This is a genomic window from Streptomyces sp. YS415 (assembly GCF_023544665.1).
Taxonomy (GTDB): domain Bacteria; phylum Actinomycetota; class Actinomycetes; order Streptomycetales; family Streptomycetaceae; genus Streptomyces.
On the sequence record NZ_JAMJFL010000004.1, the window covers coordinates 78,133 to 92,870 of the forward strand.

The window sequence follows — 14,738 nt, forward strand, 5'->3', positions numbered from 1 at the left end:
CTGTTGATCACGTCATGACACAAGGACCAGCACCGCGCGCCCTGTCCGACGAAGCCCTCTCCACCCTGCTCGGCAAGCAGCAGTTCGGGACGCTCGCCACCGTCAAGCGCAGCGGGCACCCCCACCTGACCACGATGCTGTACAGCTGGGACCCCGAGGCCCGCATCGTGCGGTTCTCGACCACGGCGGACCGGATAAAGATCGCGCATCTGCGCCGCAATCCCCGCGCCTCGGTGCACGTGCAGGGCGCCGACGTGTGGTCCTTCGCCGTGGCCGAGGGTGACGCCGAGGTCTCCGAGACGACGACCACGGCCGGGGACGCGGTGGGGCGGGAGTTGCTCGGGATGATTCCCGCGGCCGCGAAACCGGAGGACGAGGACGCGTTCCTCGAGCAGTTGGTCGCCGAGCGTCGCGTGGTCATCCGGCTGAAGGTCGACCGGCTGTACGGAACAGCGCTCGACATCACCGGCTGAGAGGTGCCGGGTCCCTGGGGGTCGGGCGCGCCATGGTGGCGCCGGTGGACTCGCCCTCCAGGGCTACGACGGCGCCGATCCGCGTCCCCGCCTCAGAAGTCGTTGCGGCGCCGCATCAGGAAGGGCCTGCCGTCCGGATCGACGAGGACGCGGTGCAGCGGCCTCGCGAGCGCCATGGCCGTACGCGACATCTGCGGCGAGCGGTAGGGGCGCAGCCGGCCCGGTGGCCGGGGACCGTGGCGGCCGTTGCGGTGCCAGGAGTCCAGGGCGGCGGCACTTCGCGCGAAGGCGTCGAAGGCGCGTGCGGGATCGCAGAGTTCGTCGGGCTCCTGCTCCTCCCTGTGCTCGCGGTCCAAGTGCTCGCGCGACAGCTCCAGACGCAGGTTCCTGGCAAAGCTGCGCGCACCGTCGCCGAGGCCGCCGGGGTCGTGCGGCTCGCGCGGGTCCCTGGAGTCGTCCAGGACGGCACAGGAGAGCTCGGAGTCGTGCGTCCAGGAACGCAGGTTGACGTTGTCCGATCCGATCGAGGCCCATACGTCGTCGATCACGCAGACCTTGGCGTGTACGTACACCGGGGTTCCGGCGTGGTTCTCCAGGCCGTACACCGCCACACGGTCGCCCCCGGCCTCCCGCAACCTGTTCAGGGCGGCGACACGGCCGACCAGGTTCATCGGCAGGCTGACCGAGCCGTCCTGGTCCGGGAAGGAGGGGACGACCGCGATCAGGCGCAGACGGGGGTTGGCGCTCAGGGCCTCGGCGAAGCACTGCACCACGCGCGGGGACCACAGGTACTGGTCCTCCAGGTAGATCAGGGCCCTGGCCCGGCGCAACGCCTTGCGGTAGCCGCGCGCGATGCTGCGTTCGCCGTCGGGAGCGAAGTCGTAGCCGCGCAGGAGCCGGTTGGGATAGGTGCGCAGGATCTGGACCCTGGCCGTGCCGCAGGGCTCGGGGTCGGGTCCCTGCGGCGGCAGCGAGTCGGCGTGGACGTCCTCGTGGTTCAGGAACTCGCGCAGGCGGACGAGCGGGCTGCGGGTGAGCGGCGCCGGGTCCTGCCAGCGTTCGCGGAAGCAGGTCTCGAGGTCGCCGACGGCCGGTCCGCGGATCGCGAGTTGCAGATCGTGCCACGGCGGATTCGGTCCGTACGCGGCGGCGAGCTGCAAGGGCTGGGGGTCGCCGCGGTGGCTCGCGTCGTCGTTGCGGCTGTGGCACAGGTCGATGCCGCCCACGAACGCCACGTCCAGCTCGGGGCGGTCGGGGTGCCGGAGCACGACGAACTTCTGGTGGTGCGATCCGCCCGGGCGTACCCGCATGTCCAGCAGGAACTCGCCGCCCGCCGCGGCGACCTCCTCCCCGAGGTGACGGTTCTCCGCCTCGCTGAACTGGAAGCGGTCCAGGTGGGAGCGCCACACCAGACCCTTGACGATCACACCGCGCTCGGCCGCCGCTGCCAGGACGGCGCCGATCTCGCTTCCGGGACCGTCGAGGCGCTCGTCGGGGTCGCCGCGCCAGTCGGTGAACAGCAGCAGATCACCGGCGCGCTGCGCGCGGATCGCCCGGAGCAGCTCCGCGAAGTACATCGCACCGTGCACGAGGGGGCGCACGTTGTTTCCGTCCGACCACGCCGCGCCATCCGGTCGCCGCCGGTCCAGTCGCGTCGCGTCATTGCCGCGCTCTTCAGCGGTCAGCATCCATGCGTCGTTTTCCACAGCCCAGGTCTCCTCCAGCCATCCTGCCGGGTACCCAGATCACGGCACCTTCTCAGCTTCCGTGGATGTCAGTGCCGGGCGCTAACGTCTTTGCGCCAGGGCCGCCCGCGCGCGGCAGCCATCGTCCGGAGGGGGCACCCAGTGGTTCAGCGACGCGTGGGGAACGGCCTGCGGTGGATAGCGGACGCTTACGACAACAGCTTCACGCTCACCCTCAGTGAAGGGCTCTCGCCGTACGAGCTGCTGCGCGGTGTCGGCGCTGAGGACAGCCGCGTTGTCGGGCTAACCCGGTCAGCGGCGGACCTGCTGCTGCTCAGGCAGGAGGAGGACCACATCAGCGACCTCGACTTCCTGGACTGGGAAGACGAAGCGGCGGTCGCCAGGCTGACGAGCGGGGGCTTCCTCCCCACCCCGCCGGCCGCCATCGTCCGAGCGGGCTCGGTGGACGGGTGGGCGTATGCGCTGGAGGACAGCACCTTCCATACGAGCACTTACCTCGCGGCGCTGTCCGAGCGAGGGCGGGCCTTCTGCGTTCACCGCAACGCCAAGGGCTTCAGCGACGTCGGCTACGCCCTGGACGGCCAGGTGGTGACGTTCTTCGAGCCCGGCCTGCCGCACCTGACGAGCGGCGCCCCACCCGAGGCGACGCTCGGCTACGTCAACCGCGACAAAGTCGGCGACGCCGCGTTCCTGGAGTGGCTCGCGACCGAACTCGACATCTACCTCCCCTGGGAGGAAACGGAGGCAGAGCTGCCCGCGGCCGCGTTCACCTGACAACGCCGCGGCCCCCGGAGTACGCCGTACTCCGGGGGGCCGGTCAGCTCTACCGCCGCACACCACCCCGACGGGTGGTCAGCGGGTGGTCAGCATGCCCTCGCGCAGGCGGGCCAGCAGGCGAGAGAGCAGCCGCGAGACGTGCATCTGCGAGATGCCCAGGTGCTCGGCGATCTGAGCCTGAGTCAGCTCCTCCACGAAGCGCCAGTGAATGATCTTCCGGTCCCGCTCGTCGAGCTCGGCGATCATCGGCGCGAGGCAGTGCAGGTCCTCGACCAGGCCGAGGGCGCTGTCCTCGGCACCGATGAAGTCCTGGAGCGCCGTCTCGCCGTCCTCGCTGCTGTTGATCGCGGCGTCCAGGGAGGCGGAGGTGTAGGCGTTGGACGCGAGCCTTGCCTCGACGATCTCCTCCTCGGGCAGGCACATCAGCTCGGAGAGTTCCTTGGTGGTGGGCGTACGGCCGAGGCGGCTGCGCAGTTCCTCGGTAGCCCGGGCCAGCTGCACACGCGCTTCCTGCAGACGCCGCGGCACATGCACCGCCCACGACGTGTCACGGAAGAACCGCTTGATCTCACCCACGATGTACGGCACCGCGAAGGAGGTGAACTCGACCTCGCGGGAAATCTCGAAACGGTCGATCGCCTTGATCAGACCGATCATGCCGACCTGGACGATGTCTTCCATCTCCTGCGGCCCACGGCTGCGGAACCGGCCCGCCGCATACCGGACGAGCGACATGTTCATCTCGATCAGGGTGTTTCGGACGTACTGGTACTCCTCGGTACCTTCCTCCAGCACCGCCAGCTGATCGAAGAAGTGCCGCGACAGCTCTCGGGCATCCCGGGGGGCCACGCGTCGCGCCTCCACGCCCTCCAGGACGTCCGTGGTCCGCTCAGCAGCCTGCACGGTCGTCGCGACCATCACATACCCCTCCCACTAGAACACTGCCGGTCATCACCGGCCCAGTGACCGGCAGTGGCGCGTCTACCCCGAAGAATTGCCCGCACACCGATTCGTGAAAAAGAAATCGCCCCACACCTGAAAACCCTGTCGGCCAAGGGCGTTGCCCGGGACAGAGCAAGGACGATCTGGACAAAGCTTACAGAACGACCGCCTGTCAGCCAATGAACAGGCGAAGGAGACGGCACGCCACCGCGCGACCTGCGGACAACCCCCCGTGAGTCCGCGGGCGCTCCCCCGGCTCGGCCGGGTGATGGCTCCATGGTCCGTCGGCACATCGGATCCGTAGGTTCGATCCACGGACGGACGCATCGCACCGCACCCTCACCATCCACCCCGCCGAACACCGGAGTACGCCCATGCCCTTGGCCGGCGAAACCACCCTGCCGCATCCCCGGAAGGCCACCGAGAGGCCGTCGCCACCGGATACGAGCAGCGAGTTCACCCCTCTCCTGCGGGCCGTGAAGGGGCAGCGGCTCCTCGACCGGCGCGCCGGCTGGTACGCGCGCACCATCGTCAGCAACGCCCTCGGCCTGGCCGCCGTCGTCACCGGCATGGCACTCGTCGGCGCCTCGTGGTGGGTGCTCGCTCTCGCCCCCGTCCTGGCGATCCTGGGTGCCCGCACGGCGTTCATCGGGCACGACGCGGGCCATGCCCAGATCAGCGGCAACCGCGCCACGAACCGCGCCATCGGGCTCATCCACGGCAACCTGCTCCTGGGCATGAGCTACGCGTGGTGGAACGACAAGCACAACCGCCACCACGCCAACCCCAACCACATCGACAAGGATCCCGACGTCGCCGCCGACGTCCTCGTCTTCACCAGCGAGCAGGCCGCCGACCGCACGGGCTTCCGCGGCTGGCTCACCCGCCACCAGGCATGGCTCTTCTTCCCTCTCACCCTCCTCGAAGGCCTCGCCCTGAAGCTCTCCGGCTTCAGGGACCTGCGCCGCCAGCGCGGGCGTGAGCGCCTGGTGGAGGGCGCGCTGCTCATCACCCATGTCGCCGGGTACGTCACCCTGCTCCTGACGACCATGCCGCTCGCGCACGCCCTCGTCTTCGCCGCGCTCCACCAGGCCCTGTTCGGGCTGCACCTGGGGATGGCCTTCGCACCCAACCACAAGGGGATGGACATGCCCGACCCCGACGGCGACAAGTGGGGACACCTACGACGGCAAGTCCTCACCTCCCGCAACATCAAGGGCGGTGTCCTCACCGACTGGTTCCTCGGCGGCCTCAACTACCAGATCGAGCACCACCTGTTCCCCAGCATGCCCCGCCCCCACCTGAGGCTCGCCCAGTCCATGGTGAAGGCCCACTGCCGCGACCTCGGCATTCCCTACGCCGAGACCGGCCTCGTCGACTCCTACCGCCAGGCGCTGCGGCACATGCACGACGTGGGAGAGCCACTGCGCGCCGACAGCTGAACCCGGTTCCTACGCCGACGCGCGCACGACGAGTTCCGGTTCGAAGATGACCGAGGTGGGCTCGGCGCGGCCGCCCTCGATGTGCTCCTGGAGGAGCTGCGCCATCGTGCCCGCCATCTCCTCCATCGGCTGCCGGACGGTGGTCAGCGCGGGCCGGCAGGCCAGAGCCGCGCTGGAGTCGTCGAACCCGATCACCGCGACATCGTCCGGCACCCGCCTGCCGTGGTCCCGCAACACATCGCAGGCTCCCTGCGCCATCAGGTCGTTGGCCACGAACACCGCGTCGATATGAGGGTGTTCGGTCAGCAGTCGTGCCATCGCCGTAGCACCGCTGTCGTAGGTGAAGCCGCCCTCGACGATCGGGATGTAGGGGTGACCGCGCCGCGCCAGGGCGTCCCTGAACCCGGCCAGGCGGTCCTGTCCGGCGGGCACGTCCAGCGGCCCGGTGACCGTCGCGAGCCGTCGGCACCCGCGGGCCAGCAGGTGCTCGGCGGCCAGTCGGCCACCGTCGGCGTGGGCCAAGTCCACGTAGCTGACCGGGACCGGCCGGGCCGGACGCGCGAACAGCACACAGGGCAGGGCCGCCTCGGCGAGCAACCCGGGCAGCGGGTCCTCCGCGTGCGTGGAGACCACCAGGGCGCCGTCCGCGCTGCCCTGCCGCACATAGGCCACCACCTCGGCCCGGGTCGCCTCGGAGTCGGCGAACATCAGCACCGGGTGCATCGACCGCGGGCGCAGGAAGTCGATCACTCCGGCGGCCACCCGGCCGAAGAAGGGGTCGGCCAGCATCCGCGCGGCGAACGAGCCCTTCTCGCCCTCAGGTTCGCCCGCTCCGGAGACCACCAGCGCGATGGTCTCGGCGCGCCGGGTGACCAGGGAGCGCGCGGCCCTGTTCGGTGAGTACCCGGTACGCGCGACGGCGTCGCGCACCACGCTCTGGATGGCGGGATCGACGTTCCGCACACCGTTGATGACCCGGGAAACGGTCGCCCGTGAGACCCCCGCCTCCCGCGCGACGTCCTCCAGGGTCGGCAGCCGCCTGATCATGCCCGCACCCTACCCGGTGGGCGAGGGCTTCGGGGAGCGCTCTCCCGGTGCTGTTCCCGGGAAGGGGCGGCAGGTCAGAAGGCGTAGCGGACGTCCAGCCAGGGGGCGTGGAGGCGGATCAGCGAACGCAGGGAATCGACCGCCTCCGCCTTGACGCCGTTGCGGTAGCGGACATTGAGGGCCCCGTTCTCGGACCGTTTGCTCTGCTGGAGTTCCGGCCGCCACAGCACGTCCTCGGCGCGGGGGTGCCAGCCGAGGTTGACGTCGTGCAGTTCCCGGTTGTGCGTCAGCATGATCACCTCGGCGGCGGCCTGCCGCTTCACCCGCTCCGGCAGGACGTCGTCCAGCTGCCGCAGCAGCTCCGCCCAGGCGGCCTGCCAGCCGGGCCGGACGACCACCGGTGAGAGGTTGAAGTGCACCTCGTAGCCGGCGTCGAGGAAGTCCGCGGCGGCGGCGATGCGCTCGGCGACGGGTGAGGTCCGCACGTCCAGCAGGCGGGAGTCGTCGGGCGGCATCAGGGAGAAGCGGATGCGGGTGCGGCCGCCGGGGTCAAGGGCGAGGAGGTCGGGGTTGACGAACTTGGTGGCGAACGACGCCTTGGCGGTGGGCCACCGCCGGAAGGCATGGACGAGGTCCCCGGTGTTGTCGCAGATCAGGTCGTCGACCGAGCAGTCGCCGTTCTCCCCGATGTCGTACACCCACGACGATGCGTCGCACTGGTTCGGCTCCGGCTTGGGACCGTGGCGTGCGACGTGCCGGGAGAGGTGGGCGATGATCCGGTCGATGTTGGTGAAGACGGTGATCGGGTTGGCGTACCCCTTGCGGCGCGGCACGTAGCAGTACGCGCAGGCCATGGCGCAGCCGTTGGAGGTGCCCGGGGCGATCCAGTCGGCGGACCGGCCGTTGGGGCGGGTGGTGAGCGTCTTCTTCTCGCCGAGGACGACCGTCTCACCCTTGATGCGGACCCAGCGGTCGACGTTGCCCTCGTTGCCGTGCAGGCCGGGGATGCGCCAGTGGGAGTCCACGGTGATCAGCCGCGCCTCGGGAAAGCGGCTCAGGACCTGTCGGCCTCGCGGGGACGCCGCCGCGGCGGGCTCCGCGTAGATCTCCCGCACCGGCAGCAGACGGCGGGCCGCCGGGGAGTCCCGGAAGAGGGGGTCGCGGGAGGGGGCGGGGGCGGGGGCGGGCCCGGGGTCGAGGGCGTCCAGCCCGAACAGCGTGCCGGAGCCGTCGTCCGGGTCGGTGGACGGGTGGTGCATGAGGGCTCCGGTGGGGTGGTGCGGGAGTGCCGCTAAGGGCGCATCCGGACCTTCCACTCTACGGCCGCGTGAGGACCGCGAGCGCACCCCGTGGGCTTCACCCCTGACATGACCGTGTCCATCGCCTCGCCGGGGGCATACGGGGTTACGACAACCGGACGAACTCAGGAGGCACACAGTGCTGGCGATCATTGCGGCGGTTCTTTTTCTCATCGCCTGGCTCATCAATGCGGCGGAGATCTCGACCAACGACGTGTTCACCTCGACCAACGTGATGCTGGTCGGACTGGCCCTGCTGGCGCTGCACGTCGCCGGCATCGGAAGCGGCTGGGGGTCCCGGACCCGTCGGCGGTGACGGGCATGCCGGTGCGGCGGCTCAGAGGCGGATGACGACCAGAGCCGTGTCGTCGGTGTTGCCGGTGGGCGGGAGGAGGTCGGACAGCAGAGCGTCGGCGAGGGCCTCGAAGTCGGCGTGCCGGTGCCGGGTGAGCGACTCGGCGAGCCGGCCCAGGCCGACGTCGATGTCCTCGTCGCGGCGCTCGATCAGACCGTCCGTGTACAGGACCAGGACGCTGCCCTCCGTGAACGGCGTACTGGCCTGGACCCGGGGAACGTGGTCGGGTCGGGCGCCGAGCGGGGGGTCGGTGGCCTGGTCGAGGAAGATCACGGCGCCGTCGGGGCGGAGCAGTGCAGGCGGCGGGTGGCCGGCGCAGCTGTAGCGGACGGAGCGGGCGCCCCAGTCGACGAAGGCCGCGGCCGCGGTGCTCGACTCGGCGGCGTCGACCGAGCGGGCGTACAGACCGAGCGCGTCCAGGGCCTGGGCCGGCCCGTCCGCGACCCGGCAGGCCGCGCTCAGGGCACTGCGCAGCTGCCCCATGACGCAGGCGGCCGCCAGGCCATGGCCTACGACGTCGCCCACAGCGACCGCGAGGCCCCCGTCGGGCAGGTCGACGAGGTCGTACCAGTCACCACAGACGTTCAGGGCGCCGATGGCGGGTTGGTAGCGCACGGCCGCGGGGTGCGGGCCGCTCGGGCCGGGCGGTGGCAGCATCGCCGCCTGCAGCGCCAGGGCCACCTCTCGTTCGCGGGCGTGCGCCTTGCGCAGCCTTTCGTTGACTTGCTGGAGTTCGCGGGCCCTCGTGTAGAGCTCGGCCTCCAGTACGCGGTCCCGGCTGTCGCCGCCCCGGCGGCCGAATGCGCGGATGAGGCCGGTGACCTCCTCCACCCGGTGCACCAGCAGCACCACCTCTCCCTTGTCGTCGAGGACGGGCGCGTTGACGGGGCTCCAGTAGTGCTCCTGCCAGTGACCGGGCCGCTGGGGGTCCTCGATGTCGTAGCGGAGCAGCGCCATGGTGTCGCGCTCGCCGGTGGCCACGGCCCGCTGCATCGACTCCCGGGTCTCGCGCATGCCGGCGGCGGCCGGTTCGTTGGGGTTCTCGGGGAAGACGTCGAAGATGTACCGGCCCACCACCTGCTCGCGGGTGCGCCCGGCCAGCCGCAGGAAGTCCTCGTTGGCGTCGACGTAGACCAGCTCGGGCGTGAGCAGGGCCACCATGCCGGGCAGGGCATGGAAGACCGCCGCGTAGTCGATCTGCGGTTCCCGCATGTACTGCCCTGCCTCGGCGCCGAGCGTGGGTGAGACGTTCCACGATAGAAGCGAACGGGACCCGGGGCCCTGGCAGTACTCCCTTCGGGGAACTGCACGATCACCCGTACGAGGGCGGAGAGCTCCAGCGCCCTCCCTGGGTGGCGTCACCGCCGTCACCCGCCGCCGCGGACTCCCGCCGCTCCACGGCCCAGCGCCGCCACGCGAGGGCGAAGCCGATGCCCGCCAGCAGTGCGGGAAGCGACAATTCCACGGTCAGTGACGCCAGCCAGTCGGGGTTCATCCGCCGTGTCATGCCGCTGGTGTACTGGCAGGTCGCCTGGGGCGGGAAGAAGCTGTACTCCAGTGTCCTGAGGGCGTGCTCTCCCCACTCCCCGCCCGCCGAGCAGACCGATGACGGTCCCGCGAACAGCTGCCACCCGGCCAGCGCGTAGCACATGACGAACACCGAGCCGGTCACGAAGAGCGCCGTCCCCGTGCGGCGGAGCTTCTCCGTTCGCGTCCTCGGCACGACCAGATCACTGCCGAGCGGCGGCTCGCAGCACTCCGCGATCAGCGCCACGAACAGGCAGACGACCATCACCAGCAGACAGCCCCAGAGCAGTACGCCCAGCACTCCCCGGCCACCGATCGAGGCGACGTCGCCGTGCTGGAACTCGCAGATCGTCGCCGGCGGAAAGGCCTGGTCCCGCGTCCGCAGGAGCTCGCCCGGCCCGGTCGTCAGGCCTTGCATGCACCGCTCGTCGAACTCGATCATGCCGAACAGGGCGACGGCCGAGCCGACGATCAGAGCGCCGAAGGAGATCGCCGCCGCTGCCCACAAGCCACCCGTCCGATAGCCGCCGAAGGACGGCCGCCGGGGCTCACCGGTGCTGGGCAGATGTCACCTCCACGGAGAGGTCGTTGTCGACCGTGTAGTACGGGCGCACGGCGACGCCGGCGACCGCGGCCGACGGGTACACGAAGATTTCCTTGCGCTCCGCCAGGTCGTCCAGCAGACGGCCGATACGGGCGGTGGCTCCCGCGCCGGATCCAGGGTGCACGCTGAGGTCCCAGACGCGGTCGCCGACGGCATCGGCCGCGACCAGCTCCGCGTAGTCCACGGTGAAGGAGAACTGCCGGGAACCGCTGTCGACCTGCGGCTCACGGGTCAGTACAGCGCCCTTGGCGCCCCTCGCACGCAGGCGTACGACGGCACCGGCCTCCAGCGCGGCACCGTGCATCCGCGCCGTGACCGTCATCGACCCGTCCGTCACGGCCATGCGCTCGACCTCGGCATGCGCGGTGCGCAACCACGCCCGTACCGCGAGATAGCCGTCCTTGGTGGGGTACGGCACCCGCACCGCCACCGGCGAGGGCCGGTCCAGGGTGTGCCCGTCGACCAGGGCCCGCACGTCCCGCAGGCCGGGACGCAGTCGCTGACGCGGCGCTCCCGGTTCGGGCAGGAGGTACACGTCCCAGCGTCCCTCGGCAAGGGCGGGCCGCGGTTCCAGGACGGCGCGCCAGGTGCCGTCGTCCACCGCTTCGACATCGAGGACGTGAACGGTTTCCTCGGTCTGTCCCTTCTTCGGACGCAACCGCAGCAGCACCTGGGGCCCTGGCGCGGCAAGGGCGGGGAGGCGGAAGGTGAGGCGGCCGTCCGCGTCGGCCGTGCAGTGGACACGGAGCTGCGTGTCCTGTGTCGTGTCGGGTTCCGGGTTCATCGCTGTCCTCTCCGTACGGCGCGCAGCGCACTGCCGGCCGCGGCATGGGCGGCGTCGCGCGCGGCGAAGCCCCGGCTGACCAGGGTGCGATGGAGCCGGTCGCGTTCCGGGGCGACCGGTCGCCCGGCCAATCTCGCCGATATCGCCTCGTCGATGAGGCGTTCGGCCTGCTCCACGACGGGCCCCGGGGCGAAGCGCCGGGCGTTCTGGACGGCCGTGCGGCCCATGCGCCGGCGCCGCTCGTCGTCACCGACGAGTTCCAGCAGGGCGTCACCCAGCGCCGCGCTGTCCCCGACCGGCACCAGCCGGCCGTCCTCCCCGTCCTTGATGATCTCGCCGGGGCCGTAGGGGCAGTCGGTGCTCACCACGGGGAGACCGCAGCGCATCGCCTCGACGAGGGTCATGCCGAACGGCTCGAAGTTGGACGCGGCAGCGCCGATCGAGCCCTTGACCCACTCCGCCTCCATCGGGGCCGCGGCACCCATGAGGAAGACGTTGTCGTACAGGCCCAGGCGCTGGATGAGCCCGCGCAGCCGGTCCCGCTCCTCCCCCTTGCCATAGATCCGCAGCTGCCAGTCGGGGTGCTCGGCGGCCACCCGGGCGAATGCCTCCACGAGGAGGTCGTAACGTTTCACCGGGACCAGCCGCCCGGCCGCGACCACCACTTTGGCGCGGCCGTCCGCGGCGGGCAGGACGGGGTCGGGGACGCTGTTGGGCAGCGCCTCCACCAGGACGCCGGGCAACCGCATCTTGCGCCGGTAGGCGGCGGCGTCCGCCTCCGTGACCGTGGTGAGCACGTCCAGCCCCCGGTAGGCCCGGCGCAGCGCGGTGCGCAGCGCCGGCGGGTGGTTGTCGAGGGTGAGGTGCTCCTGCCCGACGCGGACGACATGGGGCGGGGCCTGGGACGCCAGGTGCACGTTGAGCCCGGGACGGGTGCCGATGACCACGTCGGCATCCGTTCCTTCCAGCCACTCGGCGATGCGCCGGTCGGTCAGCTCGCTGTACTGCTGGTAGCGGTACTCGGCGGCGGGGAACACGCGCGCGGGTCTCAGATGCAGCGGATCGTCCTTCTCCGTCCGCAGGTCGACCAGCGGTCGCAGGGACACTCTCGGATCCACGGTGAAATTCGGGCGTTCCCGATGCCGTAACACCGAAACGACCTCCACGTCGTGGCGGGCGGCCAGTGCCTGGGCCAGATTGAGGGTCGTGGTGATCGTGCCTCCGATGCCGTAGGCGTTGTGGATCAGAAAAGAGATCTTCATGGCGGACTAGACCTCTCCAACCCCCGTTCCGTTGCCTGCTGTTATCGGTTTGTTCCCTTTCCGATCATGATTCCCGGCTGTGTCACGGTCCGGGTACGTCTCACCGTTGCGTCTGGTCACGCAACCGCTCTGGCCGAAAATGTGTCTCTGAGCGCATGGCCCGTCATTGCGGAGCGGGTGAGGGCTCCGCCACTTGGGGGATGCGATGAGCACATGGGAAGTGCCCGGCTACACCGATTCGCTCGAACTGGGCTCGGGAGCGAGCGGGCGGGTCGTCCTGGCCGTCCATGAGGAGACCGGTGTCCCGGTCGCGGTGAAGTACCTCAGCGAGTCGCTGCTCACCCGGCCCGGCTTCGTGTACGGCTTCCGCGCCGAGGCACGCCTGCTCGGCGGCCTGGAGAGCCCCTACGTCACCGGTCTGTACGAGTACGTGGAGAGCCCGCACGGCGCCGCCATCGTGATGGAGCTGGTGGACGGCGTCTCCCTGCGGACCCTGCTGACCCGCCACGGCCCGCTCGACCCGGAAGCCGCGCTCGTCATCCTCAAGGGTTCGCTGCTCGGCCTGGCCGACGCCCACCGTGTCGGAGTCGTCCACCGCGACTACAAGCCGGAGAACGTCCTGGTCGTGCCGGACGGATCCTCCAAGCTCGTCGACTTCGGGATCGCGGTGGACTCGGGCACCAGCGCGGGCGTGGCGGGCACCCCGTCCTACATGTCCCCCGAGCAGTGGACCGGCGCGCCCGCCTCGCCCGCCGCCGACGTCTACGCCGCCACGGCCACCTTCTTCGAGTGCCTGACGGGCCGCAGGCCCTTCTCCGGCGGCAACGTCGCCGAACTGGCGTTGCAGCACGTCGAGGCGCCTGTCCCTGACGAGGAGGCGCCCGAGGCCGTACGGGAGCTCGTCCGCCGCGGTCTGGCCAAGGACCCGGCGCAACGGCCCGCGCAGGCAGCGGAGTTCGTCACGGAACTGGAGGCGGTCGCCGGCACCGCCTACGGGCCCGACTGGGAGGAACGGGGCCGGGGACGGCTCGCCGCCCTGGTGGCGCTGCTGCCCCTGCTGCTGCCGTCCGGCCGGGGGGCGCCTCGCACGACCACGGACACCGCGCGCACGATCCTGCCCCGGCAGGGCCCGGGCCCCGTCCCCGCCCGGTCCTGGATGCCCGACCGCCCCGGCATGCTGGTGTCGGTCGCCGCGGTCGTCCTCGGAGCGCTTCTGGCCTACGGCACCCCGTTCGCCCCCGACACCGCGGCACAGCAGGCGGCGGAGGCCCTGGCCACGACCAGCGCCCGGTCCGACGCGGAACCGGCGGGGACCACCGCGCCGGCCTCGTCCGCCTCCCCCGCCTCGACCTCCAGCACGTCGGAGAGCCCGTCGGCCTCGGCCGACCCGTCGCCCTCGGACCCTGCGGCCACCGAGAGCGAGGAACCCCCCGCGGCCGGAGGCGAGGGGACGACGCCACCGCCCACGGGCACCGAGAGCACGGCGGCCCCCACGACCGCCCCTCCCCCGACCCCGGCCGCGCCCGCCGTCAAGGCCGTCTCGGTGTCCGGCTTCAGTCAGACGGGCCCCACGACCGCCACCGCCACCCTCAACGTCACCACGGACGGCACCGGGCCCATCTCCGTCACGGTCTCGTGGTCCACGAGCGACACCGGCGGACAGCCCGGCCCCGCCGACGGAGCGCCGCAGACCTTCACGCGCAGCGGATCCACCAGCTACGCGATCACCGTCGCCCACACGTTCCAGAACACCGGCTGCTACTGGACCGTCCAAGCCGCCACCGACCCCGGCGCCGCCGGCGGTGCCGCCTCCCAGCAGCTCCTGACCAGGCGGTGCGACATCCGATGACCGCTCACCACGACCGCACCCCCGCACGGACCGAGGACCGCGAGGAACCGACGCAGGTCCCCGCGTCGGCCGAGTACAGCGCCACCGTGCTGGCCAGCCACTGGGTGCAGGGACCGGCCTCCGACGCCACGCTCGTCGAGGAGACCCGGGCGGCGCCCGCACCCGACCGCGTCGACGGCACCGTGCTGCGCTTCGGCCCGGGCGTCACCGCCGCCGTCGCACACCGCACCCACGTCACCCTCCCGACGATGACCGCACCCCCGGCGCCCCCGCGCCGCCCGTGGCGCAGACACGCGCTGCCCGCGCTGGTGCTGGTCTGCGTCCTGGCGTTCCTCGCCTGGCAGCGCCTCGGGCCGTCCGTCGAGGTGAGCACGGTCGCCGTCACGGCACGGCCGACGGTTCTGGAGTGCGAGCAGACGGCGGACATCGTGGGCGTGGTGACGACGAACGGCAGGCCCGGCACGCTCTCCTACCGCTGGACCCGAAGCGACGGCACCACCTCCGGCGTCCTGCGCGAAGTGATGGTCCGGGACCAGAAGCAGGCACGCCTGCACCTGAGATGGACCTTCCAGGGCGAGGGCCACCGCACGGCGCGGGCCGACCTGCAGATCCTCTCGCCGACCGGCAGAACGGTCACGGCTCAGTTCACGTACGCCTGTCCCTGACGGTTCG

Annotated in this window: 14 protein-coding genes; 6 read left to right on the forward strand and 8 right to left on the reverse strand. The window is 71.2% G+C overall.

The window, feature by feature from the left end:
* Positions 1-14: 14 nt before the first annotated feature.
* A complete protein-coding gene (locus tag M8H82_RS06635) occupies positions 15-473 on the forward strand; it encodes a TIGR03618 family F420-dependent PPOX class oxidoreductase (RefSeq protein ID WP_250071522.1) in 459 nt (152 codons plus the stop codon).
* Positions 474-565: 92 nt separating this feature from the next.
* Here M8H82_RS06635 and M8H82_RS06640 read toward each other — a convergent pair whose 3' ends face one another.
* Positions 566-2,179, reverse strand: a complete 1,614-nt coding sequence (locus M8H82_RS06640; RefSeq protein WP_250071523.1) for a phospholipase D-like domain-containing protein — start codon at positions 2,177-2,179, stop codon at positions 566-568.
* Positions 2,180-2,320: 141 nt separating this feature from the next.
* Here M8H82_RS06640 and M8H82_RS06645 point away from each other — a divergent pair, with 141 nt between their 5' ends.
* Positions 2,321-2,953, forward strand: a complete 633-nt coding sequence (locus tag M8H82_RS06645) for a DUF6461 domain-containing protein (RefSeq protein WP_250071524.1) — start codon at positions 2,321-2,323, stop codon at positions 2,951-2,953.
* Between the two features lie 78 nt (positions 2,954-3,031).
* Here M8H82_RS06645 and M8H82_RS06650 read toward each other — a convergent pair whose 3' ends face one another.
* On the reverse strand, positions 3,032-3,874 hold the full coding sequence (locus M8H82_RS06650) for a SigB/SigF/SigG family RNA polymerase sigma factor (protein WP_250071525.1): 843 nt from the start codon (positions 3,872-3,874) through the stop codon (positions 3,032-3,034).
* Positions 3,875-4,272: 398 nt separating this feature from the next.
* Here M8H82_RS06650 and M8H82_RS06655 point away from each other — a divergent pair, with 398 nt between their 5' ends.
* On the forward strand, positions 4,273-5,340 hold the full coding sequence (locus tag M8H82_RS06655) for an acyl-CoA desaturase (RefSeq protein ID WP_250071526.1): 1,068 nt from the start codon (positions 4,273-4,275) through the stop codon (positions 5,338-5,340).
* Between the two features lie 9 nt (positions 5,341-5,349).
* On the opposite strand, the gene M8H82_RS06660 is transcribed toward M8H82_RS06655, so the two are convergent.
* Complete coding sequence (locus M8H82_RS06660; protein WP_250071527.1) at positions 5,350-6,387, reverse strand: LacI family DNA-binding transcriptional regulator; 1,038 nt, start codon at positions 6,385-6,387, stop codon at positions 5,350-5,352.
* Positions 6,388-6,461: 74 nt separating this feature from the next.
* Positions 6,462-7,646, reverse strand: a complete 1,185-nt coding sequence (locus M8H82_RS06665) for a spore photoproduct lyase family protein (RefSeq protein WP_250071528.1) — start codon at positions 7,644-7,646, stop codon at positions 6,462-6,464.
* Between the two features lie 178 nt (positions 7,647-7,824).
* On the opposite strand from M8H82_RS06665, the gene M8H82_RS06670 reads away from it, so the two are divergent.
* Positions 7,825-8,001, forward strand: a complete 177-nt coding sequence (locus M8H82_RS06670; protein WP_250071529.1) for a hypothetical protein — start codon at positions 7,825-7,827, stop codon at positions 7,999-8,001.
* A gap of 21 nt (positions 8,002-8,022) precedes the next feature.
* Here the strand turns inward: M8H82_RS06670 and M8H82_RS06675 are convergent, their stop codons facing one another.
* The 4 genes from M8H82_RS06675 to M8H82_RS06690 form a co-directional block, all read right to left on the reverse strand.
* Positions 8,023-9,252 carry a PP2C family protein-serine/threonine phosphatase gene (locus tag M8H82_RS06675; RefSeq protein WP_250071530.1) on the reverse strand — a complete coding sequence of 410 codons (1,230 nt, stop codon included), beginning with the start codon at positions 9,250-9,252 and terminating at the stop codon, positions 8,023-8,025.
* Between the two features lie 100 nt (positions 9,253-9,352).
* The gene (locus M8H82_RS06680; protein WP_250071531.1) at positions 9,353-10,075 is read right to left on the reverse strand and encodes a hypothetical protein; all 723 of its coding nucleotides are present in this window, start codon (positions 10,073-10,075) and stop codon (positions 9,353-9,355) included.
* Between the two features lie 40 nt (positions 10,076-10,115).
* Complete coding sequence (locus M8H82_RS06685) at positions 10,116-10,955, reverse strand: transferase (RefSeq protein WP_250071532.1); 840 nt, start codon at positions 10,953-10,955, stop codon at positions 10,116-10,118.
* Positions 10,952-12,217 carry a glycosyltransferase family 4 protein gene (locus M8H82_RS06690; RefSeq protein ID WP_250071533.1) on the reverse strand — a complete coding sequence of 422 codons (1,266 nt, stop codon included), beginning with the start codon at positions 12,215-12,217 and terminating at the stop codon, positions 10,952-10,954. Before M8H82_RS06690 ends, M8H82_RS06685 begins: the two co-directional genes overlap by 4 nt.
* Before the next feature lie 205 nt (positions 12,218-12,422).
* Here M8H82_RS06690 and M8H82_RS06695 point away from each other — a divergent pair, with 205 nt between their 5' ends.
* Both M8H82_RS06695 and M8H82_RS06700 read left to right on the forward strand, forming a co-directional pair.
* The gene (locus M8H82_RS06695; protein WP_250071534.1) at positions 12,423-14,066 is read left to right on the forward strand and encodes a serine/threonine-protein kinase; all 1,644 of its coding nucleotides are present in this window, start codon (positions 12,423-12,425) and stop codon (positions 14,064-14,066) included.
* Complete coding sequence (locus M8H82_RS06700; RefSeq protein ID WP_250071535.1) at positions 14,063-14,731, forward strand: hypothetical protein; 669 nt, start codon at positions 14,063-14,065, stop codon at positions 14,729-14,731. Before M8H82_RS06695 ends, M8H82_RS06700 begins: the two co-directional genes overlap by 4 nt.
* Positions 14,732-14,738: the final 7 nt, after the last annotated feature.

What these genes read in the sequence shown, in the direction of transcription:
- M8H82_RS06635 (WP_250071522.1), top strand. Translation starts at nt 15, where the DNA reads ATGACACAAGGACCAGCACCGCGCGCCCTGTCCGACGAAGCCCTCTCC.
- M8H82_RS06650 (WP_250071525.1), bottom strand. Translation starts at nt 3,874, where the DNA reads ATGGTCGCGACGACCGTGCAGGCTGCTGAGCGGACCACGGACGTCCTG.
- M8H82_RS06655 (WP_250071526.1), top strand. Translation starts at nt 4,273, where the DNA reads ATGCCCTTGGCCGGCGAAACCACCCTGCCGCATCCCCGGAAGGCCACC.
- M8H82_RS06660 (WP_250071527.1), bottom strand. Translation starts at nt 6,387, where the DNA reads ATGATCAGGCGGCTGCCGACCCTGGAGGACGTCGCGCGGGAGGCGGGG.
- M8H82_RS06665 (WP_250071528.1), bottom strand. Translation starts at nt 7,646, where the DNA reads ATGCACCACCCGTCCACCGACCCGGACGACGGCTCCGGCACGCTGTTC.
- M8H82_RS06675 (WP_250071530.1), bottom strand. Translation starts at nt 9,252, where the DNA reads ATGCGGGAACCGCAGATCGACTACGCGGCGGTCTTCCATGCCCTGCCC.
- M8H82_RS06685 (WP_250071532.1), bottom strand. Translation starts at nt 10,955, where the DNA reads ATGAACCCGGAACCCGACACGACACAGGACACGCAGCTCCGTGTCCAC.
- M8H82_RS06690 (WP_250071533.1), bottom strand. Translation starts at nt 12,217, where the DNA reads ATGAAGATCTCTTTTCTGATCCACAACGCCTACGGCATCGGAGGCACG.
- M8H82_RS06695 (WP_250071534.1), top strand. Translation starts at nt 12,423, where the DNA reads ATGAGCACATGGGAAGTGCCCGGCTACACCGATTCGCTCGAACTGGGC.
- M8H82_RS06700 (WP_250071535.1), top strand. Translation starts at nt 14,063, where the DNA reads ATGACCGCTCACCACGACCGCACCCCCGCACGGACCGAGGACCGCGAG.